General features: G+C 70.2%; 23 protein-coding genes and 1 riboswitch. Of the genes, 7 read left to right on the top strand and 16 right to left on the bottom strand.

The genetic code is table 11. From position 1 onward, the window contains the following. Positions 1 to 100 precede the first annotated feature (100 nt). Positions 101 to 278, top strand: a riboswitch (M-box (ykoK) riboswitch). A gap of 108 nt (positions 279 to 386) precedes the next feature. Continuing rightward, a complete protein-coding gene (gene mgtA / locus AC1DB1_RS18630) occupies positions 387 to 3059 on the top strand; it encodes a magnesium-translocating P-type ATPase (protein ID WP_477201877.1) in 2673 nt (890 codons plus the stop codon). 25 nt (positions 3060 to 3084) lie between these two features. Here the strand turns inward: mgtA and AC1DB1_RS18625 are convergent, their stop codons facing one another. Further along, the gene (locus AC1DB1_RS18625; protein WP_477201876.1) at positions 3085 to 3711 is read right to left on the bottom strand and encodes an NADPH-dependent F420 reductase; all 627 of its coding nucleotides are present in this window, start codon (positions 3709 to 3711) and stop codon (positions 3085 to 3087) included. Between the two features lie 82 nt (positions 3712 to 3793). Between AC1DB1_RS18625 and AC1DB1_RS18620 the strand changes: the two genes are divergently transcribed. The 3 genes from AC1DB1_RS18620 to AC1DB1_RS18610 all read left to right on the top strand — a co-directional run bounded on the left by AC1DB1_RS18620 (position 3794) and on the right by AC1DB1_RS18610 (position 7835). Next, positions 3794 to 4786, top strand: coding sequence for a DUF1214 domain-containing protein (locus tag AC1DB1_RS18620; RefSeq protein WP_477201875.1), 993 nt, complete (start codon positions 3794 to 3796; stop codon positions 4784 to 4786). A 147-nt stretch (positions 4787 to 4933) separates the two neighbouring features. Beyond that, the gene (locus tag AC1DB1_RS18615) at positions 4934 to 6724 is read left to right on the top strand and encodes an ABC transporter ATP-binding protein (protein WP_271175933.1); all 1791 of its coding nucleotides are present in this window, start codon (positions 4934 to 4936) and stop codon (positions 6722 to 6724) included. Between the two features lie 16 nt (positions 6725 to 6740). Beyond that, entirely contained in the window at positions 6741 to 7835 is a 1095-nt protein-coding gene (locus AC1DB1_RS18610) for a glycosyltransferase (protein WP_477201874.1), read from the top strand. Between the two features lie 16 nt (positions 7836 to 7851). On the opposite strand, the gene AC1DB1_RS18605 is transcribed toward AC1DB1_RS18610, so the two are convergent. From AC1DB1_RS18605 to AC1DB1_RS18570, 8 genes are read right to left on the bottom strand one after another with little or no spacing between them, the layout of a single operon-like run. Then, entirely contained in the window at positions 7852 to 9003 is a 1152-nt protein-coding gene (locus AC1DB1_RS18605; RefSeq protein WP_271175931.1) for a glycosyltransferase family protein, read from the bottom strand. A gap of 59 nt (positions 9004 to 9062) precedes the next feature. Further along, positions 9063 to 10067: a glycosyltransferase family protein gene (locus AC1DB1_RS18600; protein WP_477201873.1), complete on the bottom strand. Its 1005-nt coding sequence runs from the start codon at positions 10065 to 10067 to the stop codon at positions 9063 to 9065. 58 nt (positions 10068 to 10125) lie between these two features. Beyond that, complete coding sequence (locus tag AC1DB1_RS18595) at positions 10126 to 10440, bottom strand: CHY zinc finger protein (RefSeq protein ID WP_271175929.1); 315 nt, start codon at positions 10438 to 10440, stop codon at positions 10126 to 10128. Positions 10441 to 10473: 33 nt separating this feature from the next. Next, positions 10474 to 11070 carry an energy-coupling factor transporter transmembrane component T family protein gene (locus AC1DB1_RS18590; RefSeq protein ID WP_477201872.1) on the bottom strand — a complete coding sequence of 199 codons (597 nt, stop codon included), beginning with the start codon at positions 11068 to 11070 and terminating at the stop codon, positions 10474 to 10476. Beyond that, entirely contained in the window at positions 11064 to 11750 is a 687-nt protein-coding gene (locus AC1DB1_RS18585) for an energy-coupling factor ABC transporter ATP-binding protein (protein ID WP_477201871.1), read from the bottom strand. Before AC1DB1_RS18585 ends, AC1DB1_RS18590 begins: the two co-directional genes overlap by 7 nt. Further along, a complete protein-coding gene (locus tag AC1DB1_RS18580) occupies positions 11747 to 12883 on the bottom strand; it encodes a thiolase family protein (RefSeq protein WP_477201870.1) in 1137 nt (378 codons plus the stop codon). Before AC1DB1_RS18580 ends, AC1DB1_RS18585 begins: the two co-directional genes overlap by 4 nt. Beyond that, positions 12864 to 14075 carry a class I adenylate-forming enzyme family protein gene (locus AC1DB1_RS18575; RefSeq protein WP_477201869.1) on the bottom strand — a complete coding sequence of 404 codons (1212 nt, stop codon included), beginning with the start codon at positions 14073 to 14075 and terminating at the stop codon, positions 12864 to 12866. The genes AC1DB1_RS18580 and AC1DB1_RS18575 overlap by 20 nt, the downstream gene beginning before the upstream one ends. Then, a complete protein-coding gene (locus AC1DB1_RS18570; protein ID WP_477201868.1) occupies positions 14072 to 14761 on the bottom strand; it encodes a biotin transporter BioY in 690 nt (229 codons plus the stop codon). Before AC1DB1_RS18570 ends, AC1DB1_RS18575 begins: the two co-directional genes overlap by 4 nt. A gap of 83 nt (positions 14762 to 14844) precedes the next feature. On the opposite strand from AC1DB1_RS18570, the gene AC1DB1_RS18565 reads away from it, so the two are divergent. After that, a complete protein-coding gene (locus tag AC1DB1_RS18565) occupies positions 14845 to 15474 on the top strand; it encodes a TetR/AcrR family transcriptional regulator C-terminal domain-containing protein (RefSeq protein ID WP_477201867.1) in 630 nt (209 codons plus the stop codon). Between the two features lie 11 nt (positions 15475 to 15485). Here the strand turns inward: AC1DB1_RS18565 and AC1DB1_RS18560 are convergent, their stop codons facing one another. From AC1DB1_RS18560 to AC1DB1_RS18550, 3 genes are all read right to left on the bottom strand, one after another. Next, positions 15486 to 15863 (bottom strand): DUF3566 domain-containing protein, encoded by a 378-nt coding sequence (locus tag AC1DB1_RS18560; protein WP_477201866.1) that lies wholly within the window; start codon positions 15861 to 15863, stop codon positions 15486 to 15488. Between the two features lie 241 nt (positions 15864 to 16104). Then, positions 16105 to 16743 (bottom strand): ScbR family autoregulator-binding transcription factor, encoded by a 639-nt coding sequence (locus tag AC1DB1_RS18555; protein WP_477201865.1) that lies wholly within the window; start codon positions 16741 to 16743, stop codon positions 16105 to 16107. Between the two features lie 168 nt (positions 16744 to 16911). Continuing rightward, positions 16912 to 17259, bottom strand: coding sequence for a VOC family protein (locus AC1DB1_RS18550; RefSeq protein ID WP_477201864.1), 348 nt, complete (start codon positions 17257 to 17259; stop codon positions 16912 to 16914). Positions 17260 to 17362: 103 nt separating this feature from the next. On the opposite strand from AC1DB1_RS18550, the gene poxB reads away from it, so the two are divergent. Both poxB and AC1DB1_RS18540 read left to right on the top strand, forming a co-directional pair. Beyond that, entirely contained in the window at positions 17363 to 19096 is a 1734-nt protein-coding gene (gene poxB, locus AC1DB1_RS18545; protein WP_477201863.1) for a ubiquinone-dependent pyruvate dehydrogenase, read from the top strand. 85 nt (positions 19097 to 19181) lie between these two features. Further along, the gene (locus tag AC1DB1_RS18540; protein WP_477201862.1) at positions 19182 to 20885 is read left to right on the top strand and encodes an LCP family protein; all 1704 of its coding nucleotides are present in this window, start codon (positions 19182 to 19184) and stop codon (positions 20883 to 20885) included. Positions 20886 to 20958: 73 nt separating this feature from the next. Here AC1DB1_RS18540 and gap read toward each other — a convergent pair whose 3' ends face one another. From gap to AC1DB1_RS18520, 4 genes are all read right to left on the bottom strand, one after another. Beyond that, on the bottom strand, positions 20959 to 21957 hold the full coding sequence (gene gap / locus AC1DB1_RS18535; protein ID WP_477201861.1) for a type I glyceraldehyde-3-phosphate dehydrogenase: 999 nt from the start codon (positions 21955 to 21957) through the stop codon (positions 20959 to 20961). 363 nt (positions 21958 to 22320) lie between these two features. After that, entirely contained in the window at positions 22321 to 23268 is a 948-nt protein-coding gene (locus AC1DB1_RS18530; protein WP_477201860.1) for a DJ-1/PfpI family protein, read from the bottom strand. A 2-nt stretch (positions 23269 to 23270) separates the two neighbouring features. After that, positions 23271 to 23756 (bottom strand): MarR family winged helix-turn-helix transcriptional regulator, encoded by a 486-nt coding sequence (locus AC1DB1_RS18525; RefSeq protein WP_271175915.1) that lies wholly within the window; start codon positions 23754 to 23756, stop codon positions 23271 to 23273. Positions 23757 to 23877: 121 nt separating this feature from the next. After that, positions 23878 to 24423, bottom strand: a complete 546-nt coding sequence (locus AC1DB1_RS18520) for a hypothetical protein (protein ID WP_477201859.1) — start codon at positions 24421 to 24423, stop codon at positions 23878 to 23880. Positions 24424 to 24849: the final 426 nt, after the last annotated feature.

Below are 24849 nucleotides of genomic sequence, written 5' to 3'. Positions count from 1 at the left end.
ACGCACTACGCGCGCTGCCGCCACACTTAGATTCGTGGCTCGCGGCTACGTGCTCGTCGCGCACCGGCCTGCGCCCACCACGCGTTGTTAGCGTCGGGATGCAGCACTTCGTTAGGCGAGGCTCCTGCACGAACACAGGCCACTGATCTGACGACGTCGAGAGACGCCCAAGGTTAGGACAGGTCTCCCCGGATTAAGGGGTCACCCAAAGTGGCTTCCCACCCGTTCGATGGTGGGACACGTCGTGCAGTGTCGAAGCTCTTACGTGGAAGTGGCGGACTCCGTTCGTCCAGCGCTGCAGAACACCTTCACCTGTCGCGACGCGCACTCTCCTCGCCGGCCCCGCCGGCGGGGTGGTCGTCGCGCCCGAACGAACGGGACATCTCATGCGTACCTTCCGCACCTTCCGTACCTTCCGGACCGATTCCGACCGGCTGACGCCATCGACGCTGCTCGTCGAGTCTGCGACCATGCCGCCCGCGGCGGCCATCGCCGCGATGTCGACCGCGCTCACCGGGCTGGACGAGCACTCCGTGCAGACCCGCCGTGCCCGCTACGGGAGGAACGAGGTCGCCCACGACAGGCCGGCGCCGGCGATCGTGCAGTTCCTCCGCGCCTTCGTGAACCCGTTCATCCTGATCCTGCTGTTCCTCGTGGTGGTGATGGTGGTCACCGACGTGGTGTTCGCCGATCCGGAGGGCGGCCCCGACGTCACGGGTGTCGTCACCGTGGGCGTCATGGTGCTGGTGAGCGCCACCCTGCGCTTCTGGCAGGAGTACCGCTCGTCGAGGGCGGCCGAGCAGCTCACGGCGCTCGTTCGCACGACGGTCGCGGTCACGCGCCGGGTCGACGGGACCTCGGTCACCCGCGAGCTCCCGATCGACGAGGTGGTTCGTGGTGACATCGTCGAGCTCGCCGCGGGCGACATGGTGCCGGCCGACGTGCGCTTCGTCCGCGCGAAAGACCTGCAGGTGAACCAGGGGATGCTGACGGGTGAATCGCTTCCGGCCGAGAAGTCGATCGACGCGGTCCCCGACGTGAACGCGTCCGAGCTGCTCGACGCACCGAACCTCGGGTTCTTCGGCACCTCCGTCGTGTCGGGCTCCGGGACCGCTGTCGTCGTCGCGACGGGCCGTCTCAGCTACTTCGGCAGCATGTCGTCGGCCATCGTCGGCGCCCGGCCGGAGACCGCCTTCGACGTCGGCATCAAAAAGGTGAGCTTCACGCTCATCCGGTTCATGCTCGTGATGGTCCCGGTGGTGTTCGTCATCAACGGGCTCACCAAGGACTGGACCAGCGCCTTCCTCTTCGGAGTTACGACCGCGGTGGGCCTGACCCCGGAGATGCTCCCGCTGATCGTCACGGCCAACCTCGCGAAGGGCGCGAAGTACCTGGCAGCGCGCAAGGTGATCGTCAAGCGGCTCAACAGCATCCAGAACCTGGGCGCAATGGATGTGCTCGCCACCGACAAGACCGGCACGCTCACCGAAGACCGGATCGCGCTCGAGCGGCACCTCGACGTCGCCGGACGCTCGAGCGAGACGACGCTCGGCTACGCCACGGCGAACGCGCACTTCCAGACCGGGCTGCGCAACCTGCTCGACTCGGCGATCGTGGCCGCCGCCGGCCCGCACGAGCTCGACCGCGTGCGCCGGGAGTACACGCTGGTCGACGAGATGCCCTTCGACTTCGAGCGGCGTCGGATGTCCGTGGTCGTCGACGACGGCTTCTCCCACCTCATCATCACCAAGGGCGCCGTCGAAGAAGTGCTCGCGCAGTGCACCTCGGAACTCGCGGACGGCGAGGAACTCGACCTCACGGAGGACCGCCTGGCCGCCCTCGACGCGCTCGTCGCCGAGCAGAACGAGCTCGGGATGCGCGTGCTCGCCGTTGCGATCCGCTCGGTCGTCCCCGACGAGGACGAGGAGCACTACGAGTACACCCGCGAGCACGAGGAGCGGATGACGTTGGTGGGCTTCCTCGCCTTCCTCGACCCGCCCAAAGCGTCGGCCGGTGCAGCGATCGCCAGCCTGCGCCGGCACGGCACGGCGGTCACGGTGATCACCGGGGACAATCCGCAGGTCGCGGCGACGGTGTGCCGTGAGGTGGGCATCGATGCCGGCCGCATCGTGCTCGGCAGCGAGCTCGACGACCTGACGCTCGATGAGCTGGGCGCGCTCGCCGACGACACCGCGGTCTTCGCCAAGGTGAATCCCACCCAGAAGGCCCGCATCGTCGAAGCGATGCGGGCCAACGGCCACACGGTCGGCTTCCTCGGCGACGGCATCAACGACGCTCCGGCGCTCCGGGTCGCCGACGTGGGCATCTCCGTGGACACCGCGGTGGACATCGCCAAGGAGTCCGCCGACATCATCCTGCTCGAGAAGGACCTCACCGTGCTCGAGGGCGGAGCGGTCGAGGGCCGTCGAACCTTCGTGAACACCATGAAGTACATCTCGATGACCGCGTCGTCGAACTTCGGCAACATGTTCTCGGTGCTCATCGCCAGTGCCCTGCTCCCGTTCATCCCGATGATCCCGCTGGTCGTGCTGGTGCAGAACCTCGCCTACGACCTGTCGATGCTCACCCTCCCGTGGGACGACGTTGACGAGGACGAGCTGAAGGACCCGCGCCGGTGGGAGTCGAAGAGCCTGTCGAGCTTCATGATCCGGATCGGGCCGATCTCGTCGATCTTCGACATCACGACCTACGCGCTGATGTGGTTCGTGTTCGCGGCGAACAGCCCCGAGCATGCCGCACTGTTCCAGTCGGGCTGGTTCATCGAGTCGATCATCTCGCAGACGCTCGTCGTGCACATGCTGCGCACCCGGCGCCTCCCGCTCCTCCAGTCGCGGGCGAGTCTGCCGGTGCTGCTGGCCACCGGAGCGGTCTGCGTTTTCGGCCTCGTGCTTCCGTTCACCGGCTGGGGCGCCGGGCTCGGGCTCGTCGCGCTGCCGTGGACCTACTTCCCCTGGCTGCTCGCGACGCTCGCCGCCTACTGCCTGCTCACCCAGCTGCTCAAGACCCGGTACATCCGCCGGTTCGGCACCTGGATCTGAGCCGATGCGCAGGCGCAGCGCGCGGTCAGGTCACCGGACGCGGGCCGCTCACCACGGAGATCCCGTACAGCGGCGTTCCGACCGCGCGCATGATCTCCATCGAGAGGAAGACGTAGAGCTCCGGTCCATGGGCGGTGTCGATGCCGCCCAGGTCGATGCGGTTCTCGGCGCTCCAGCCGAGGTCGCCGAGCAGGCCGCCCACGATCGCCTTCGCCTCGGCGTCGTCGCCCGAGAGGAAGACGGTGGTGGGCGGCAGGTCCTTCGGCCGCGTCATCAGGGGAGCGCTCACGGTGTTCAGTGTCTTCACGACCCGGGTGTGCCGGAACTCCGCCTGGAGGGCGGCACCGAGGCTCGCGTTCGGATACACCAGGCCGTAGCGCTCGTCGAGGGCGTTGCCGACATCGATCAGGATCGTGCCGTCGAGGGCGGACCTGCCCAGCTCGCGGAGGTTCGGCACGGCGACGTTGCCGGGGATCGCGTCGACCACGATGTCGGCGCCGGCCACGGCGTCCGCGGCCGACAGGATGGGCGCGGGCGCGTCGCCGCGGTCGTCCGGATCGCGCGAGCCGAGCACGACCTCGTGGCCGGCCGTCGCGAATCCGGCGGCGAGGGTGCGGCCGACCCGTCCGGTGCCGATGATGGCGATCTTCATGGCTGGATCCTCTCGCCCGCCCGCGCTGATCCCCCTGCACCCACTCTGGCCCCGGATGCCCGCCCGGGTCTACAGTCATCGCATGAGCACGGGGTCGGAGACGTCCGTGGCGGTCACGGTCGACAACTTCGTCCGGGCCGAGAGCGACACGTACTTCCGCAAGGCCGCAGGGCGGTCGGGGGTGGGGGTGCTGCACCACGCACGCGTGCCGACGCGGGTGGAGGAGCAGTCCGTCGTGCGGATGAACCGCGACACGCTCTACTCGTCGGGGGTGGTCGACGTGGAGGCGGGTCCGGTCACCGTGCACCTGCCGGACTCGGACGGACGCTTCCTGTCGCTGATGCCTCTCAGCCAGGACCACTACACCACCGGGTGCGTCTACGGCGCCGGACCGCACACCTTCACGCGCGAACTCATCGGAACGCGATACGCGGGCATCGTGGTGCGCACCCTCGTCGACCCGGAGAACGCCGACGACGTGGCCGCCGTGCACGCGCTGCAGGACGCCATCCGGATCGACACCCCCGTCGTCGGCGCGCCCCTGGAGGCGCCGAACTGGGATCAGGCATCGCTCGGCATCGTGCGCGACACCCTCCGGCGGATGAGTCCAGCGCTCGCTTATCTACCGGGTGCGTCGTTCGGCACCAGGGTCGAGGTGAACCCGCTCCGGCACCTGATCGGGACGGCCGGCGGCTGGGGAGGAAATCCGCCGCGGGACGCGCGCTACATGTCCGTGTTCCCGGAGCAGGCCGACGGCAGCACTCCATACCGGCTGACGGTGGGGGATGTGCCGGTGCACGGCTTCTGGTCGATCAGCGTCTACAACGCGGACGGCTACTTCGAGCGCAACGAGCAGCACGCGTACTCGATCAACAACCTCACCGCTGTGCGCAACGACGACGGCACGATCACGGTGCAGTTCGGCGGTGAGCCCGGCGACGCCCCCAACCAGCTGCCGATCACACCAGGCTGGAATTACGTGGTGCGGATGTACCGCCCGCATCGCGCCGTGCTCGAGGGCGGCTGGACGTTTCCGCGGGCGGAGGTCGTCGGCGGCAGCGGCCCCCGTGGCTGAGACAGCACCGTCGCCCGCCCACCCGGCCGTGGGCGTCGGTTCCGGTGGGCGCTCGCTCAGGCGGAGTGTGTAGTTTGTTCTGGTGCACAGACGACCTTTGATCATCGAGTTGGACGGCAGCGCGGCTCCGGACAGGCGACGCGCGTCGTGAAGGCTCTGATTCGCACGCTGCGCGACCTGCTCCCGCTTCTCCCGCCGTCCGGGCGCCGCTACCTGAAGATGTACTCGTGGCTGCTCGGGCTGCTCTCGGTGCTCGACGCCTTCTCGCTGGGCCTGCTGGCCGTGGTGATGACGCCGCTCATCTCCAATCAGCCGCTGACCCTCCCGGTCGTCGGCACCATCTCGACGTCGAGCCTGATCTGGCTGCTCGTCCTGATCTGTTTCGTCGTCATCCTCAAGGGCGTGCTCGCCTCGCTGCTGCAGTTCTCGGCGACCCGTCGCTTCGCCTCGTACGAACTGGAGATCGGCGACCGCCTGCTGGCCGCGTACCTGGCGGCTCCCTGGGTCGAGCGACTCAAGCGCAACTCCTCCGATGTCGTCCGGCTCGCCGACTGGGGAATCGCGAACACCATCGCGGGCGTTCTGCTCCCCGCGTTCTCGCTGATCGGCGAGGCAGCGACCTTCGTCGTCGTGCTGCTGGTGCTGATGATCTCGCAGCCCGCGATCGCGATCACCGCGCTCGTCTACCTCGGGCTCGTCGGTCTCGTGCTCTACTTCTGGATCTCGCGCCAGTCGCAGATCGCCGGGCGCGTCAACCGCGACTACTCCTACACGGTCTCCCGTCTGCTCACCGAGGTGATCGGGGCGCTCAAAGAGGTGACCCTGCGCAACAAGTCGGCCGAGGTGCAGGAGGTGGTGCACGCCAACCGCGTGCGCACGTCGCGTGCTCGTGCGAACATCCAGTTCCTCAACAACGTGCCGCGCTACATCCTCGAGACGGCCCTCATCGGCGGCTTCGTGCTGGTGGGCGTGGTCGGCTTCCTCACCGGCGGCGGCAGCATGACCGCTGCCGTGACGGCGGTCTCGATCTTCAGCCTCGCCGGTTTCCGCATGGCGCCGTCGATAACCCGATTCCAGGCCGTCGTGGCCGGCACGTCTGCCAACCTGCCCCACGCTCGCAACGTGATCGACGACATCCGCGTCATGGAGGCTCAGGGCAAGGCGGCGCAGAACGGTCTCGATTCCGGGCACCTGCCCGAGCATCCGACCACGCTGGTGCTCGACGACGTCAGCTTCCGCTATTCGGCCGATGCACCCCTCGCCCTCGACAATGTGTCGCTGACCATCCCGTTCGGTTCCACCGTCGCGTTCGTCGGTTCGTCGGGCGCCGGCAAATCCACCCTGGTCGACCTGATCCTCGGCCTCGTCGATCCCACGTCGGGCACCATCGCGATCGACGGGACCCCGCTGCGCCACGTCGCGTCGGCGTGGCACTCCCGGGTCGGCTACGTGCCTCAGGATGTCTCCCTGTTCGACGCGACAGTGGGGCAGAACGTCGCGCTCACCTGGTCGCAGGACGTCGACCGCGACCGTGCGAAGGCCTCGCTGGAGCAGGCGCAGCTGTGGGAGACCATCGAGTCGCGCGCCGGCGGGCTCGACGGCCCGATCGGCGAGCGCGGGCTCGCCCTCTCCGGCGGCCAGCGCCAGCGCCTCGGCATCGCCAGGGCGCTGTACGCCGACCCGTTCGTCCTGGTGATGGACGAGGCGACCAGTGCGCTCGACAGTGCGACCGAAGCGGCCGTGGCGACAGCCATCCGCGAACTGCACGGCAAGGTGACCGTCATCCTCGTGGCGCACCGGCTCTCCACCATCCGACACGCCGATCAGATCTACTACATGGCCGACGGTCGCGTCGCGGCCAGCGGCACGTTCGACGAACTCGTCGCGGCCGTTCCCGATTTCGCCCGGCAGGCCGAGCTCGCCGGCATGATCGACTGAACGCCGGAGCGTCGTGGTGACGACACCTCGAATCGATGCGGTCATCGCCGTGCACGACGCGCGACGACCGGTCGCCCGGGCCATCCGCTCGCTGACCGAATCGGGACTCGACGTGCGCGGCGGCGCCGAGCTGCGCATCACGGTCGTGTGCCACAACATCGATCAGGCGGAGATCCGGGCGGTCGTGCCGGAGGAGCTCGCGCGAGACGTGCGCTTCCTCGAGCTCCGCGACGGCATCCCGAGCGCTGCCGGTCCGTTCGCGGCCGGCATCGCCGCCGCGACCGCGCCCTACGTCGCCATCATGGGATCGGACGACGTGCTCGAGCCGGGTGCGCTCGTCGCGTGGGAGAAGCACACCGACGGCGGCCGAGCGGATGCGGTGATCCCGCCGCAGAAGCACGCGAACGGCGCAACCGTGCGCACGCCGCCGAAGAGGCCGTTCCGTCGAGGGGACCTGGACGCGGTGAAGGACCGTCTCGCGTACCGCACCGCTCCGCTCGGGCTGATCCGGACGGAGGCCGTGCAACGCCTCGGTCTGCGCTTCCCCGCGGGGCTGCGTACGGGCGAAGACCAGAGTTTCAGCGCCAAGCTCTGGTTCGACGGTGTCGTGCGGTACGCCGGCGGGGCTCCGGCCTACGTTGTGGGCGCGGACGCGGAGACCCGCGTGAGCATGACGTCCCGGCCCCTGCGGGTGGAGTTCGCCTTCGTCGACGAGCTGCTCGCCGACCCGTGGTTCTCGGCCCTGCCGCTGCCCTCGCGGAGGGCGCTGGCGATCAAGATCGTGCGCATCCACGTGTTCGCGGCCGTGCTCGCGCGCATCGCCTCCGGCGAGTGGGACGGCGATGATCAGACGTTCGCGGCCGACCTCGTCCAGCTGCTCGAGCGCGAAGCCCCCGGCTTCGAGCGCCCCTTCTCGGTCGCGGACCGCCGGGCCCTCGATGCCATTGCGGACGGGCGCGCCGACGTCTCGGTGGTCACCGCGACGTTGCGCGCCCGACGCCGGTTCGGGCATCCGGCGACCCTGGTCACGCGTGGCATCCGCGGCATGCTGGCGGTCGAGGGGCCGCCGCGCTTCATGATCGCATCGGCCCTGGTCCGCCCGTCTCGGTGACGGGCGCTGCGACGCGTCAGGCCGTTCCGGTGGCCGTGGCGGGCGCCGCGAACAGTTCGGCGATGGCGCGCACCCACTCGCTCTGCTGCTCCTCGGCCGAGAGGTCCTTGGCCGCGCGATCCGCTGCCTGCTTCCACCCGGCGACCTTCTCCGGCGTCAGCTGAGCGACGACCGTGCGCAGTGACGCGACGCTGAAGTCGGGCACGACCTCGCCGAGTCCGTACTCGCCGAGGATGGACGCCATCTCCGGCGACGGCCCGATGATCAGGCCGAGACGCGCCTGCACGGCCTCGAAGAACTTGTTGGGCAGCGCATGCGCGAGATTGAAGTTGGTGGGCGGCAGGAACGTCATCGAGACGTCGTACTCCGCCAGCGTCTCGACCAGCCTGTCGTACGGCACGGGATCGCGGAAGGTGAGCCCGGGAACGCCGCGGCCCTGCTCTTTCAACTCGGCGACGTAGTCCGGCTCGTTGGGCATGACGATCATGTCGAGCGTCACGTTGGACGGTGCGTCCTTCATCAGCTCGATGAAGTTCTCGAGCTTGCGGTAGCGCTGGCCGGCGGCAGAGTGGATGAGACGGATCGGTGCATGCACCTCCTGCGGGGTGCGATCGGCGTACGGCGCCGCGTTGGTCACCACGCCGACCTTCACTCCGTAGTCGGACTCGTATCGGTCGGCGATGCCGCGCGCCACGGTCGTGATCGAACGCAGCCGCGGGAGGTACGTGCGGCAGAGCCAGCGCATGTAGGGCGCGACCGTGAGCCGCCAGGTGAGGTCGTCGTCCTTCTCCTTCGGCGCGAACTCGTGGAGATCGCCGTGCACGCCGTGTTTCGCATCGAGCGAGAGCGCGAGGGGCACGGCGTTCAGGTCGTTGGCCAGCACGCCGTCGAACGAGCGGCCGGCGAGCTTGGGGACGGCGTCCTTCACCGCCTGCGTGTTCCAGTACGCGCGCTTGTACTGCCGGGTGGCGATTCCGACCTTGTCGTCGACCCAGGCGCGCGCCTCGCGAGGGATCTCGATGTGCTCGACGACGCCGTCGGGGGCATCGCCGTAGCCGCAGGTGGTCACGTCGTAGTGCGGCGTGAAGAGCTGGACCTGCTTGAGGACGCGTGGATCCGAACGGATCGGCGAGAACGACAGGATCAGGAGGGAGGGGCGCGCGGTCACAGGAGAATTCTCCCATGCGCCGGCTCGGCGTCCGCCGGGTGCTGCCGGTACGCGCCGGGTCAGCGCGTAGCGGCCGCGCGGTACACGCGCTCGAGCTCGGCGACCCAGCGGTCGCCGGTGTGCTTCTTCTCGACCCAGGCACGACCGCCGAGGGCGACGGATGCCGCACGTGGATCACGGAGCACGTCCATCGTCTGCTCGACCACCTCGTCCACCGTTCCCGTCAGCACCGGTGCCGGGTCGCCGTCGTCAGCGATCGACGGGACCGGGACCAGCACCGCCGGACCGATCGCCATCGCCTCCAGCTCGCTCGTCGCCAGGACTCCCGACGACTGCGCGACGGCCACATCGGCCCCGGCGATGAGGTCGAGGAAGCGATCGTGCGAACGGCGCGGGACCAGCTCGACACCGGCCTCGGCGGCGGCCGGTGCTCCCGGGCCCCAGTCGAGACCGAGCAGGCGGGCATCCTGCGGCAGAGCGGCCCGGAGGGCGTGCGCGACCGCGAGCTGATTCTCGACGCCTTTGGAGTCATCCCACCGCGACACGAACAACACCGTCGGGCTGCCGGACTCCGACGACGGCCTCCAGGCGGGCAGGATGGCCGTGTCGACGATGATCGGCATGTGGACGGCATCCGGCCGCGCGGTCGTCGCCGCCTCGGCGGTGTCGAGATTCGGGTAGTAGACCGCGCTCGCGCCATCGATCGCCCGCTGGATGAGGTCGTGCGTCTCCGGCGCCTTCCACTGGCGCCGGATGTCGGTGCCGTGCAGGTGCAGCACGTAGGGGCGCTTCGGGATGTACGGCTTCTGGAGGAGCGGAACAGACGTCGCGTAGTGCACATGAACCACGTCGCTCGTCAGGGCGACGCGTTCGTGACGCAGGATGTAGGGGAGCTCACCCGGCAGGTGCGACCCGCCGCGGAAGCCGGCAGCGGGACGGACCGCTTCCGGGCCGACGTACTTCCACGTCAGCCCGGCGCGCGCGGCGGCGCCGACGAGTGCGCGGCCCACGAAGGCGCAGTCGTTGAAGTGCGTGACGCGCGGATGCTCGGAGCCGGAGACCATCCGCACATTATTCCATCGGGGTCTGGACGACGGCTGCGGCCGGCCCCGGGGGCTCCGGTCAGGCGGTCTCGAAGTAGAGGTGCGTGTGCAGCCGGCAGCCGGGGTTGAAGTCGGCGGCGCATGCCGGGCAGGCGTCGACGGCGAGGTACTCGTCGATGGTCAGTTCGGTGTCGCACACGCCGCAGATCACGGCCCGCTCGCCGCGTTCGTCGAGGTGCCACTGCTCGGCCGGATGCCCCGCCGTCTCGGCGTGGCAGAGGTGGCACGGGTAGTAGTCGCCGCAGCAGCGGAACTTGATCGCGATGACGTCGAGCGGCCCGCCGTAGTGCACGCAGCGGGTCTGGTCGTCGATCGTGGGGCCGTGGATGAGCATCCCGTTCACCGTATCCCGTTCAGCGCACGCCGTTCAGCGCACGCCGCGAGCGGTCAGGGCTTCGCCCAGCTCGTCGGCGTGCTTGAGGGAGACGACCAGGAACGGGATCACGAAGCCGGCGACACCGACGCGCACGCCGCGCGCCTTCTGGGCCTCCCGCACGCCGGCCGCGAGCCGCGCCAGCACGGGGATCGTCGTGATCGAGACGGCGAGCACCAGCGCGACGCGTTCGGCGTCGACCCCGATGCGCTCGAACGGCCGCAGCCCGCGTTCGACGGCGTCGAGCAGGTCGGCGACCCGGGTCGTCAGCACCAGCAGACCCGCGATCAGGATGGCGGCGAGCACGCGCGTGCTGTTCGCCACGGCCACCTCCGGCGTCAGGAAGACGAGCTGAGCGCCGAGCGTGATCACGATCACCCAGCGCACGGAGACCACCTGCCGGCCGAGCACGCGCCAGCCGAGCCCCCCGATCAGATAGCTCGCCGTCGTGACCAGCGCGGCGACGGAGGCCGCGGCCAGGGTCGACGGGAGCAGCGTCACCGCGACCACCAGCACGAGCAGCACGGCTGCCTTCGGACCGGCGGGCGCGCGATGCAGCCAGCCGGTGCCCGGACGATAGAGGGTCAGCATGACAGCAGCGCCTCGTAGTGCTCGATCACCGCATCCGGCTGCCCGGAGGCCACCACCCTGCCTGCGTCGAAGAGCACGGCGACATCGCAGCGCGCGGCCATCCGGAGGTCGTGCGTGACGAGCACGAGGTCGTGGCCCGCATCCGACAGCAGGTGATCGGCGATCTGGCGGCTGTTGCGCGCGTCGAGGTAGGCGGTCGGCTCGTCGGCGATGACCAGCGACGGCTCCCGGATGAGGGCGGCGCACAGCGCGAGCAGTTGCTTCTGGCCGCCGGAGAGGTCGTGCGCGGCCTGGTCGGCGAGTGCCCCGAGCCCGAATCGCTCCAAGGCTGCGGCGACCCGGGCGACGGATTCCGCCTTGGGCAGGCGCTCGCCCCGGAGCGAGAACGCCACGTCTTCGGCGACCGTCGGCATGATGATCTGGGCGTCGGGGTTGCTGAAGACGAAGCCGACCCGGCGGCGGAGCTCCGTCGACCGGTGCGCGGGATCGATCCCCAGCACCGAGGCCGATCCGGACTCCGTGGTGACCAGCCCGCCGAGGAGGCGGGCGAAGGTCGACTTGCCCGATCCGTTGGTGCCGATCACGGCGATCCGCCGGTGATCGAGGCTGAGGCTCACCCGGTCGAGGGCGACCCGGTCGCCCAGTCGTACGGTCACGTCGCGCAGCTCGATGGCGGTCATCGCACCACCTCGAAGACCGCGGCGACGCCCATCCCGCCGCCGATCGACGCGGCGGCGACGCCCACCGTGCCGGCAGGGGCGCCGGCGCGCACCAGCCGCGAGAATAGTCTGACGACACTGACCGCACCGCTCGCGCCCCACGGATGCCCGAGTGCGAGCGCTCCGCCGTCGGCGCAGACCCGGGCATCCGTATCGGGGAGGCCGAGCTCGGTCAGCACGGCGAGCAGTTGCGCGGCGAACGCCTCGACGATCTCGAACGCGGCGACGTCGGCGAGCCGGTGGCCCGAGCGATCGAGTGCGGCGGCGATCGCGGGCGCGGCTCCGAGCCCGGGGAGCGCGGGGTCGCAGCCGACCGTCGCGTGGGCTCGCAGGGCGAGGCCGGGCGCGTCCCCACGGACGCGCCCGGGAACGATGAGCGCCGCGGCTGCCCCGTCGTTGACGCGGCAGGAATTGCCGGCCGTCACGCTGCCGCCGTCGAACAGCGGAGGGAAGCGGGGGAGCAGGCGTTCGACGGTCGTGATCGCGTCGTCGGCGGTGAGGGCCGCGAGCGGAACGAGCTCCTCGTCGAAGGCGCCGCGGTCCAGCGCCACCCGCGCGCGGCGGTGGCTGCGGGCGGTGTAGGCGTCCTGACGCTCGCGGCTCAGCCCGAACGCCCGGGCGAGGTCGTCGGCGGCCAGCGTCATGTCGGGATCCGGCGTTCCCTGCGGCGCGAACGGAGCGCGCTCGTAGGCGACGCCGTCGATGGAGCGCACGGGGGCCGTCGAGGCGCTCTCGACACCGCCTGCGACGCGCATCCGCTCGTCGCCGGCCCGGATCGCGGTCGCGGCCTCCACGATGGCGGCCAGGCCGCTGCCGCATTGACGGTCGACGGTCATCCCTGGCACGCCAGAGCCGAGCTCCGCCGCGAGTGCGGCGACCCGCGCGGGATTGCCTCCGGGACCCATGCAGTTGCCGAGTACGACATCGGCGACCGGCCGGCGCCCGCCGAGCGCGTCGGCGCCGTCGTCGACGAGGGCCCGGATGACGGGCGCCGCCAGCTGTTCCACCGTGACGGAGCGCAGGCTTCGTCCACGCGTGCCGATCGGCGTGCGGCGCGCGGCGACGATCACGGGATCAGCGGTCGAGCTCGCCAAGGGGCGTCACCTCCCCCGCCAGCACCCGGGCGACGATCGCCGCCCTGGCGGGCTTCCCCGACGCGGTGCGCGGGAGTTCGCTCATCCCGAACCAGCGGCGCGGCCGGTGCGTGTGACTGAGCACCGCGTCGGCCTGTGCACGCACCGTGCTCAGGGCGGGGACCGCGCGACCGGCGGCGGGCTCGACGACCGCGGCGACCAGCGATCCGATCGTCGCGTTCGGCATCCCGAACACCACGGCGTCGCCGACCCACGGGAGAGAGCGGATGGCCGCCTCCACCTCCCCGGGGATCACGGTCGCCGACGCCGTGAGGATGGCGTCGTCGCGGCGTCCGAGCAGGGTGATCCTGTCGCCGTCGAGCGCCGCGCGGTCGCCGACGGTGCACCAGCCGTCATCGTCGGTGCGGAACGGTCCGTCGGTCACCGGACTGTCGGTCTCCGAACCGTCGGTCTGCGGCCCGTCGGTGAGATAGCCGGCCGCGACGTAGGGCGAGCGCACCCAGAGCACGTCATCGCGTACCTGCACCTCGACGCCGGGGAAGGGCCGGAGCCCGTCGCCCCGGTCGACGGCGACGAAGGAGAGCTCGGCGGCACCGTAGTACGCGACGACCCGGATGCCGAGGCGCTCGGCACGCTCGCGCGTCGACGCAGCGAGGTCGCTTCCGCCGACGAGGGCGGAACGGAGGCGCGAGGGCGACCCGGACTCGATCGCTTCGATCACCGACAGCAGCGCTCCCGGAGTGCCGTGGAAGAGCGTCGTGTCGCGTGCGGGCCCCGGCGTGACCGCGCCTCCGCCTCCGAGCACGACGGCCAGCGCTGTGGCGTGCGCATGCGCGATCGAGAACAGCGTCATCGACGACGCGGGGGGTGTGGGGAGGAAGAGCACGTCATCCGGCCGGCGGTCGAGCAGGGCGTCGACCGCAGCGAAGGACGATGCCCACGAATCGGCGGTGCGCAGGACGATGCGCGGCGTCCCTGTCGTGCCGGAGGTGAGTGCGGCCCAGCCCAGACCCGGCCGAGCGCCGGCGCGGGCGGCCAGCTCCTCGACGCGCGCCCACTGCTCGCGGGGCCGGCGGTCGTCGCCGATCAGCGGGATGCCGCCCCGGTCGTGCACGGCGAGGGCCGCTGCGATGACCGTCGCCGCGTCGCCCCTCAGCGGGACGATCTCGCCGGGTCGGATGCGCGCCGTCACCGGGTGTGCGATCCGTCCGCCGCGTGATCGGGCGCGTCCGCGACGGAGTCGCTCGCCGAATTCGCGGTTGCCGAGTTCGCGGTTGCCGGGGTCGCGGACGCCGGCAGCGCCGCCGTCCGGGCGGTCGCCGAGCGGAAGGCGCGCGGGTAGGCCCGGGCGAGGGTCATCGTGATCGCGACCGCGATGACCGCCTTGATCAGATCGCCCGGAAGGAAGACGGTGCTCTGCAGCGCGGTCTCCGCGAGGGGGAGGCGGGTCACGAACGCCTGCACGGGGATGCCGAACGCGTAGATGGTGAGGATGCCCCCGACGAGCACGCCGATGCTGGTGCGCACCCAGGTGAGGCGGCGACCGCGCGCGTGGACGATCGCACCGATCACGAAGGCGCCGACCACCCATCCCACGAGGTAGCCGGCCGACGGCCCCGCGAACACGCCGATGCCGCCACGGCCGCCGGACAGCAGGGGGAGGCCGAGTGCGACCAGTGCGAGGAAGACCAGCATCGACAGCGCACCGCGCCACGGCCCGAGCACGGCCCCGGCCAGCATCACGCCGAGCGTCTGAGCGGTGATCGGCACGGCGCCGAGCACGGTAAACCCACCGCCGAGGCCGAGGACGGCGACGATGGCGGCGAACACCGCGATGCGCGCGATGTCGGTGGCGTCGATGCGGAAGCGGCTGTTCATCGGGCTCCTGTTTCTCCGGGCGATTCCTGAACGCTGTTCACCTGAACACCGTTCACCTGAACAGCGTTCACTATAGTGGGCGTGTGGCAGCGAACGAAAGCGCAGGCAGAAGCGGGCGGCACTCCCGCGACGATGTGGCCGAGACGGCCCTGCGCATCCTCGATGAGTACGGGCTCCCCGACCTGACGATGCGCCGCCTGGCGGCCGCTCTCGACGTGCAGCCGAGCGCGCTCTACTGGCACTTCCCGAACAAGCAGTCGCTTCTCGCCGAACTCGCCGACCGGATCGTCGCCCCGCGTGACGCGTCGGATGACGCCTCACGGGCCGGCGAGCGGGACTGGGCGGCTCGTACGCGTTCCGAGGCGGAGAGTCTGCGCGACGGCCTCCTCGCCTATCGCGACGGCGCCGAGGTCGTCTCGAGCACACTCGCCCTCGGTCTCGGCGCATCCGGCCCGGGCGAGCGGTTGACGGCGGCGATCGAGTCCGGTGGCTTCGACGCCGAGACGAGCCGTCGCGCCGCGACCGCGCTCGTGCATTTCGTGCTCGGCCACGTCTCGCACGAACAGCAGCGTTTGCAGTACGACAGCCTGGGCGTGCTGCCCGACGGCGCGGTGCCCGATGCTCTGGATGCCGGCGGCGAGCAGGCGCAGTCGTTCACCTTCGGCGTGACACTGCTCGTCGAAGGGCTCGAACGCCACCGCGTCACGCGTTGACAGGTCGTGGTTCAGTCCTTGTTGGCGAACTTCACTTTGGCGCCGCCCGTCACCCGCGAGGCGAGGTTGAACAGCGCGGCGAACACCGCCCCCAGGGCTGTGACGACGATGAGCTCCAGCAGTGCGACGACGAGGGTGAAGCTCAGCACACCCTGAAACGTCAGGCCCGCGAAGAGGTCCGTGGCGCGGTCTCCGCCGATGTCGGTGAAGAGCACCCGTGCCGAGGTGATGATGCCGGTCTTGTCGAGGACGCTCCAGCCGAGCAGCGCGACCAGGATCGTGACGGCGGCGACGCAGAGCGAGACGAGGAACGACAGCTTGAGGCTCGACCAGAAATCGATGTAGACGAGTCTCATCGTCACCCGTTTGTCGATGCGCGTCCGTGCCATGTCGTTCCTCCCCGGCGGAGGAACCGCGCCCCCCGCGGTGATCCTCCGGGGTCAGTGTAGCGACGGGCCGCGTGCGACACGGCGAGGACCGTAGGATGCTCAGCATTCGGCTCGTCGGCGGACAGCTGGGGGAACGGTGTGTAAACATACCGTTCGTCCGGTTGCGTGCACTAGTCTGATATCCACGGTCCGGTGTCCACGTCGACCGTCACAAATTGGGGGTGTGACGGTCCGTGGGCGCTCAGGCCGATGCGGGGATCAGGTCGGGAAGACGTCGCAGAGCGTCGAGACGATCGGCCGGCACGATTCCGGGCAGCAGCACGATCCACAGTTCCCGGATGCGCTGCAGGAGATCGGTGCGATCGGCGAGCGTCGCGGACACGAGCTGAATGCCGGTGTACGCCGGGATGATGAAGTGCGCGAGCATCGCCGGGTCGACGGTCGGCGCGATGTCGCCCTCCTCGATCGCGCGCCGCGCCAGCTCCTCGAACGTGTTCAGCCAGTCTTCATAGGGGTCTGCGACCGGGCGTTCGAAATTCGACACCTCGGTGGTCAGCCGGATCCCCGCCTGCACCACCGGATCGGTGACGAGCTGGCGGCCGAGGCCTGCGCACAGCAACACCATCGACTCGAGCGCGGGCCGGCCCTGCTCGAGCACGAGAGCACCCGCGCTGAAAGCGAGCTCGTGCTGGCGCGCGATCACGGCGTGCGCCAGGTCGTCCTTCGACTGGAAGTGGAAGTACAGGGCGCCCTTGGTGACGGCTGCGGCCGACGCGATGTCGCTGATCGACGCGATGCCGTATCCGTTGCGCTCGAAGACCTCGGCGGCGCCCCGGATGATGGCGTCTCGCGTCGCTCGAGCGCGCGCCTGTTTGACCATGCGAGAAGACTCCTGCGGTGGGGCCGGCGGAACTACGGGGGACGTTGGCGATGCAGGCCGGAACACGAAGACCGTGACCGGTTACACACACCGTAATGGATCGTTCCAGTGGACAGTCCAGTCGTCCCCCGCGCGGAACGGGCGTGCTTCGGCCCGCCGGGCGTCCGGTCAGTCGGTGTTGTTCGGGCGCCACACCGCGAAGCGGTTGCCGAGCGGGTCGACCAGGTGCGCGAAGGTGATGTCGCCGTTGTCGATGACCGGCAGGGCGATCGTGGCGCCGAGCTCCTCCGCCCGCGCCACGGCGTCGGAGACGTCGTCGACGTGCACGTAGAAGATCGCCCACGAGCCGCCGCCCATCGCCGTCGTGTCCCAGAGGCCGCCGGCGCCGCCGTCGACCATGCTGTAGTGCGCCTCCGACGGCGGCCCGATCTCCCAGCCGAACAGCCCGGAGTAGAAGGTCTTCGTCGCTTCCGGCGCGGGAGTCCCGATCTCGAAGTAATCAATACGGTTCGTCATGGGGCGATTGTGAACGGATGTGCGGGCCGCGGCAATACCCCTGACGCCGCGCGGGGGCCGGGCGTATGTTCATTGCGTACGACCAATGCTCAGGAGGGGTCCTATGCCGACCGTCGCAGACACCATCGTCGAGATCATCCGGGATGCGGGGGTGAAGCGGGTCTACGGGCTTCCAGGCGATTCGCTCAACGGCTTCACCGACGCGCTGCGGCGCGCGGGGACGATCGCCTGGCAGCACGTGCGGCACGAGGAGGCCGCGGCCTTCGCGGCGGCGGCCGAAGCGGCGCTGACCGGGGAGCTCGCCGTCTGCGCCGGAAGCTGCGGGCCGGGCAACCTGCACCTCATCAACGGGCTCTACGACGCGAACCGCAGTCGGGTGCCCGTGCTGGCGATCGCCGCGCAGATCCCCGGGCCCGAGATCGGCAGCACCTACTTCCAGGAGACGCACCCGCAGGATCTGTTCCGCGAGTGCAGCGTGTACACCGAACTGGTGAGCATCCCGGAGCAGCTGCCGCGCGTGCTCGAGATCGCCATGCGCACCGCCGTCGAACGCCGCGGGGTCGCCGTGGTCGTCATCCCCGGCGAGGTGTTCCTGAAAGAGAGCGTCGGCCGTCGCAAGTCCGCGCCGATCACCTTCTCGCCGCGCGTCACCCGGCCGACCGATCCTGAACTGAAGGCCGCTGCCGATCTGCTCAACTCGGCCCGCAAGGTCACCATCCTCGGCGGGGCGGGCACGGAGGGGGCCCACGAGCAGCTGGTCTCGATCGCCGAGAAGCTGAAGGCGCCCGTCGTTCACGCGCTGCGCGGCAAGGAGTTCATCGAATTCGACAACCCCTACGACGTCGGGATGACCGGACTGCTCGGCTTCTCGTCCGGCTATCGGGCGATGGAGAGCTGCGACGCGCTGCTCATGCTCGGCACGGACTTCCCCTATCAGCAGTTCTACCCGTCGAAGGCGAAGATCATCCAGGTCGACATCCGGGGCGAGAACCTGGGGCGGCGCACCCCCGTCGACCTCGGGCTCGTCGGCAGCGTGCGCGACACCATCGAGGCGCTGCTGCCGCTGCTGAAGGACCGCACCGAGACCAAGCATCTCGACTCGTCGACGGCGCACTACGCGAAGGCGCGCAAGAGTCTGGACGACCTCGCGGTGAACGATCGCAACCGCACACCGATCCACCCGCAGTATGTGGCGCGGCTGGTGAGCGAGCTGGCAACGGATGACGCGGTGTTCATCCCGGATGTCGGTTCGCCGGTCGTGTGGGCGTCGCGGTATCTGGAGATGAACGGGCGCAGGCGTCTGATCGGCTCCTTCTCGCACGGCACGATGGCCAACGCGCTGCCGCACGCGATCGGCGCGCAGTCGGCCTTCCCCGGTCGGCAGGTGATCGCGCTCGCCGGAGACGGCGGCCTCGCGATGCTGATGGGGGAGCTGCTGACGCTGCGCCAGATGAAGCTGCCGGTGAAGATCGTCGTCTACAACAACTCGTCGCTCAACTTCGTCGAGGTGGAGATGAAGGCGGCCGGCTTCGTGAACTTCGGCACGGGGCTCGACAATCCGAACTTCGCGGACGTCGCCAACGCCATCGGCATCTACGGCCAGCGGGTCGAGAAGCCGGACGACCTCGAGGGCGCGTTGCGCGCCGCCTTCCAGCACGACGGGCCCGCCCTCGTCGATGTCGTGACCGCGCGTCAGGAGCTGTCGATCCCGCCGGCGATCACCGCGGAGCAGGTCAAGGGCTTCACGCTCTACGCGCTGCGCACGATCATGTCCGGCCGCGGCGACGAGCTGATAGACCTCGCAGACACGAACGTGTTCCGGAGGTTGTTCGACTGATCGCGGCTGGGAGCACGCTGACGATTCGTCGGGAAACGCCGCGGTCGCCAGCCCTTTCGCAGCGAGTGCCCTCTAGCGTTTCGGTGTGCGACGCCCGAATTATCCGCTACCCGACGAGCCCCGCGACGATCGCGAACCCGCCACCGAGATCTTCGGTCAGGTTCCGCCGGTCGACCCGCGCCGGCCCGTGCGTGCGACGCGCCCTGCCGGCTCTTCGGCGGGGGGTCGACCGCCGGCCGGTCCCGGTGCGCCGTTCGGCGGCGGAGGGTCGGGGTCCGGTGGCTCGGGGTCGGGTGATTCGGGTGGTTCGGGATCCGGTGGCCCGGCGTCCGGCGCTCCTCGGGGGCGCAAGCCGCGCAAACGACGCAGCCGCACCAAGCGCATCATCGGATGGACCGCGCTCGGTCTCGCCGTCCTGCTGGTCGTCGTCGGCGGCTACGCAACCTACAACTACTTCCGGTTCATCAACGGCGTGAAGCACGTGGATGCGATCTCATCGTCGGACAAGCCGGCCAACGACGTCGACGGCCAGGCCCAGAACATCCTGCTCGTCGGCGACGACCACCGCCCCGACAACGCGTCGCAGGCGGAGCTGAACCAGCTCGGGACGACCGCCGACGGCGGCGGCACGAACACCGACACGATGATGGTGCTGCACATCCCGGCGGACGGTCGCTCGGCGACGCTCATCTCGCTGCCGCGCGACTCGTGGGTCGACGTTCCCGGTCACGGCATGAACAAGCTCAACTCGGCCTTCGCGCTCGGCGGAGGCGCGAGCGGCGACGACGTCGGCGGCGCCCGACTGCTCGTGCAGACCGTCCAGAACCTCACGGGCTTGACGATCGACCACTGGGTGCGCGTCTCGCTGCTCGGCTTCTACGACATCGCCAAGGCGCTCGGGCCCATCAAGGTCTGCCTCAATCAGGCCGTGGACGACGCGTACTCGACCGCGAAGTTCCCGGCGGGCATCTCGACGCTCGATGCCCACCAGGCGCTGGCCTTCGTGCGCCAGCGGCACGGCCTGCCGCGCGGCGACCTCGACCGCGTCGTGCGTCAGCAGTATTTCCTCTCGGTGGAGGCGCACAAGTTCCTCTCCGCCGGAACGCTGCTCAATCCCGCCAAACTGTCGACGACACTGGATGCGGTGAGCAGCTCGCTCGAGACCGACCCCGGTCTCAACTTCCTCTCGCTCGCGGCGCAGATGCAGGGGCTCACCGGCGGCAAGATCCAGTCGGCGACCATCCCGATCTCGGGCACCCCGACCATCACCGTCGACGGCAGCGACCTGTCGATCGTCGAGGTGGACACCGCCGCGATGCCGGCCTTCATCCAGAAGGTCGTCGGCGAACCGAGCGCCTACGAGAAGGCCACCGCCGCCAAGCCGGCGGACACCGCGGTGACGGTGCTCAACGGCGGCTCGGCGGACGGCGCGGCCGGAACGGCGACCGCCACGCTCAAGGCGGCGGGCTTCGCCACCGGCGCGCCCGGTGACGCGAACGACCGAGCGACGACGGTGATCCAGTACCCGAGCGGGCAGGAGGCGCAGGCCAAGGCCGTCGCCGCGTACCTGCCTGGTGCGACCGCTCAGCAGGACGCCTCCGTGAAGACAGTGACCGTGGTGCTCGGCGACGACGGCGTCATGCCGAAGGCGCCGAGCGCGGGCGGTTCGACCGGCGGCGGGTCCGGGTCCGGCGGGGCCGGCGGGTCCGGTTCCGGTTCTGGTTCAGCGCCGAGCGCGACGCCCAGCTCGCCCGCGTCCAACTACAGCGACACGGTCTGCATCAACTGAGCCGACCGCGCCGCCGTTGCGGGCGTGGGCGAGCCGCCGGTCAGCAGCTGGTCCGCCGCGGGCGAGCCGCTGGTCAGCCGCGCGCGAGCAGTTCGAGCGTGTCGACGACGCGGTTCGAGAAGCCCCACTCGTTGTCGTACCAGGCGACCACCTTCACGTGCTTCCCGCTCACGCGGGTGAGCGCCGAGTCGAAGATCGACGACGCCGGCTCGCCGGTGATGTCGCTGGAGACCAGCGGCTCGTCGGCGTACTCGAGCACGCCCGCGAGCGGCCCGTCCGCGGCGGCACGATAGGCGGCGAGAACCTCGTCGAGGGTCACCTCGCGTGAGACCGTGGTGTTCAGCTCGACGATCGATCCCACCGGCACCGGCACGCGGATCGAGTCGCCCGACAGCTTGCCGTCGAGGTTCGGCAGCACCAGCCCGATGGCCTTCGCCGCTCCGGTCGTGGTCGGCACGATGTTCACGCCGGCGGCGCGGGCACGACGCAGGTCGCGGTGCGGGCCGTCCTGCAGGTTCTGCTCCTGCGTGTAGGCGTGGACCGTGGTCATGAAGCCGTGCTCGATGCCGGCCAGGTCATCCAGTACGGAGGCGAGCGGGGCCAGCGCGTTGGTGGTGCAGGACGCGTTCGAGACGATGACGTGCGTGGCAGGGTCGTAGGCGTCGGTGTTCACGCCGTAGGCGAGGGTCACGTCGGCGCCGTCGGAGGGCGCGCTCACGAGCACCCGCTGGGCACCGGCCCGGAGGTGCGCACGCGCGGCCTCGGCGGAGGTGAAGCGGCCGGTGGACTCGAGCACGAGCGCGACGCCCAGTTCGGCCCACGGCAGGTCGGCGGGGTCGCGCTCGGCGAGCACCCGGATGCGGCGGCCGTCGACCACGAGGTCCGTTCCGTCGACCTCGACGGGGCGGCCGAGGCGGCCGAGGGTGCTGTCGTACTTCAGCAGGTGGGCGAGGGTCTCGGGCGCGGTCAGGTCGTTGACGGCGACGACCTCGAGGTCGCTGTCGCGCTCGAGCAGGGCGCGGAGGGTGTTGCGGCCGATGCGGCCGAAGCCGTTGATGGCGATGCGGGTCATAGGGGTTCCTTTCGTTCCGGTCCCTATGCTGTGCGCTGCTCGGCCGAGACGACAGTGGCTTGGATGACAGTGTGCGCAAGATTCTCGCCGCGCTGATCGCCAGGCGGCACGAGGATCTCGCCACGGGCGCGCAGGCGCCCCGCTCGTGTGCCGGAGTGCGAGTTTTCCACAGGGGCGCCCGGGTCGCTCGCGGTGAGTGGTCACTTGTTGTCGCGAGAGAGGCCGAATCCGGTCTCCGAGCGACAACGAGTGACCACTCAACGCCCGGCACCCCGCGTGCGACTCCCGTGCTCAGGTCGGATCGCCGAGCACGCCCGAGCGCGCCCGAGCACGCCCGAGCACGCCAGGGCACTCCCACCACCCTCACGCCGAGAAGGTGTGCCGGTACTCCGTGGGAGACGTGCCGAGGATCCGCTGGAAGTGCAGGCGCAGGTTCGCCCCGCTGCCGAGTCCGACGCGGGCCGCGATCTGCTCCACGCCGAGGTCCGAGCGTTCGAGCAGCTCCCGCGCGAGGTCGACCCGCGCCCGCAGCACCCACTGCATCGGCGTGTAGCCGGTGTCCTCCACGAACCGGCGCGAGAACGTCCGTGCCGACACCTTCGCATTGCGTGCGAGCGCCTCGAGCGTGAGCGCCTCCCCGAGGTGCTCGAGCGCCCACTCGCGCGTGGTCGCGAACAGGTCGCCGAGCGGCTCGGGAACGCTCCGGGGAACGTACTGCGCCTGCCCGCCGCTCCGGTACGGCGCCGCCACGAGCCGCCGCGCCACGTGGTTGGAGAGTGCGACGCCGTGGTCGCGCCGCACCAGGTGCAGGCACAGATCGATCCCGGATGCCGCCCCGGCCGAGGTCAGCACGTCACCCTCGTCGACGAACAGCACGTTCTCATCCACCCGGATGCCCGGATACCGCCGCTCGAGCGCCTTCGTGTAGTGCCAGTGCGTCGTCGCACGCTTGCCGTCGAGCAGCCCGGCCGCTGCCAGCGCGAACGCTCCCGTCGAGATCGCCGCGAGCCGAGCGCCCCGTGCATGGGCGTCCTGGAGCGCGGCGACGACGGATGCCGCCGGCTCGGTCGTGGCCGGCTCGCGGTAGCCCGGGATGAAGATGGTGTCGGCCTGCTCGAGCGCTTCGAGGCCGTCGGCCACGTGGTACGAGAGGCCGTCGCCGCCCGTGACGAGCCCGGGCGCGGCGCCGCACACCCGCACCTCGTACGGCATGCTCGGCCGGTTCGAGAACACCTGCGCCGGGATGCCGACATCGAGCGGCTTCGCGCCGTCGAGCACGAGCACGGCGACGCGGTGGTTCGTGCGAGTCATCGCTACGCCTCCGGCTCCGCCGCGATCGCCTCGTTCATGCGGTGGGAGATCTCGCGGAACTCCTCCTGCTGCTCCGGAGTGAGCGCGTCGAACAGCAGGCGCCGGATGGTGGCGGTGTGCTCGGGGAGCACGCGAACCACGACGCGGCGGCCCTCTCCGGTGAGATGCACGTAGCTGGCGCGGAGGTCTTCCGCGCACTCCTGACGTTCGACGAAGCCGCGGGCGACCATCCGAGTCACCTGGTGCGAGATGCGGCTCTTCTCCCAGCCCGTGATCTCCGAGAGCTCGCGCACGCGCAGCCGGCGACCGGGGGAGCGGACCAGCGCCATCAGCACTTCCAGTTCGGAGATCGAGACGCCGGCGTCGCGCTGCAGCTGGGCATCCAGTGCTCGGTCGAAGCCGCGGCGCATCCGGTAGAAGCTGCTGAAGAGGTCGTCCTCTTCTGCCGTCAGCTTTCGCGGGTCGGGCTTCGTTCGTGCGCTCGGCATACGTCATCCTTGCACGCGTCACGGCCATGCGGGCGCGCGCCGACGTGGCTGCGCCTCCGGGCCGCCGGCGACCGGCTGCGACCTGCCGACGACGTGCCTGCGGCGGACGGCGTCCTCGTTGTCAGTGGTGGGCCAGCGACTCCAGTGCCACCACGGCGACGCCGAGCGCGACGATCACGACGAGCACGATCAGCCGCTTGACGGTGCTGAGATTCGTGCGCTTCACCGCGATCTGGGCGATGACGGCGAGCGAGACGATGAGGGAGACGAGGGCCACGGTGACTGCGGTGCGAGCAGTCACAACGTCGAAGAAGGCGAGCAGCAGCATGATCGCCGGCACCGCGAGAACGCCGAGGGCACGGGATGCGACGGCCAGCATGTGACGGAACTCCGCGACCGTCGGCAGCTTGTTGTGCACGATCATGTGCGCGACCAGGTCGGACGTCAGCCCGGCGAGCAGCACGCCGCCGACGGAGATGAGCAGGGTGTAGAGCACGTTGAGCGGTTCGAGGCTCTCGCTGTGGCTGTTCAGCGCCATCAGCACGGCGAGGGCGGTGAAGGTGGCGTAGATGCGTTCGCGGAGGCGGTCGCCGGCCTCGCGGCGTTGCTCGTCGGTGGCGTCGTCGGGCAGCTGCGTGTCGTCGTGCTCGTCGCGTCTGCGTGCCATGGGTCCTCCTGCCGATGCGCAGCGAGCCTACCGTTCCGCGAATCCGGATGCCCGTCCCGAGCGTCTGCGGCCGTCTGGCTCCCCGCGCAATTCCGGATGCCCGTCCCGAGTGTCCGCGGCCGCGTGGCTCACCCGCAATTCCGGAACTCTGAGGCGACACGCCGCCGGGCCGTGCCTAACTCCGGAAGATGGTGCGCCGCGGACTGGGTTGTTCCGGAGTTGTGCGGGCGGCGGCCGGGGCGGCGAGGGTGACTCCTGCGCATAACTCCGGAACCCCGAGGCGACACGCCGCCGGGCCGTGCCTAACTCCGGAAGATGGTGCACCGCGGCCTGGGTTGTTCCGGAGTTGTGCGGGCGACGGCGCGGTGTGCGGGTAGGCGGCGGGCTGGAATCGGGCGGCAGGTGGCTCGAAGTCGAGGGCGACAG

Source organism: Leifsonia sp. 10N434, from assembly GCF_056394405.1.
Note: the sequence above shows the minus strand (reverse complement) of the source record. Positions and strands in the feature narration are given on the sequence as shown.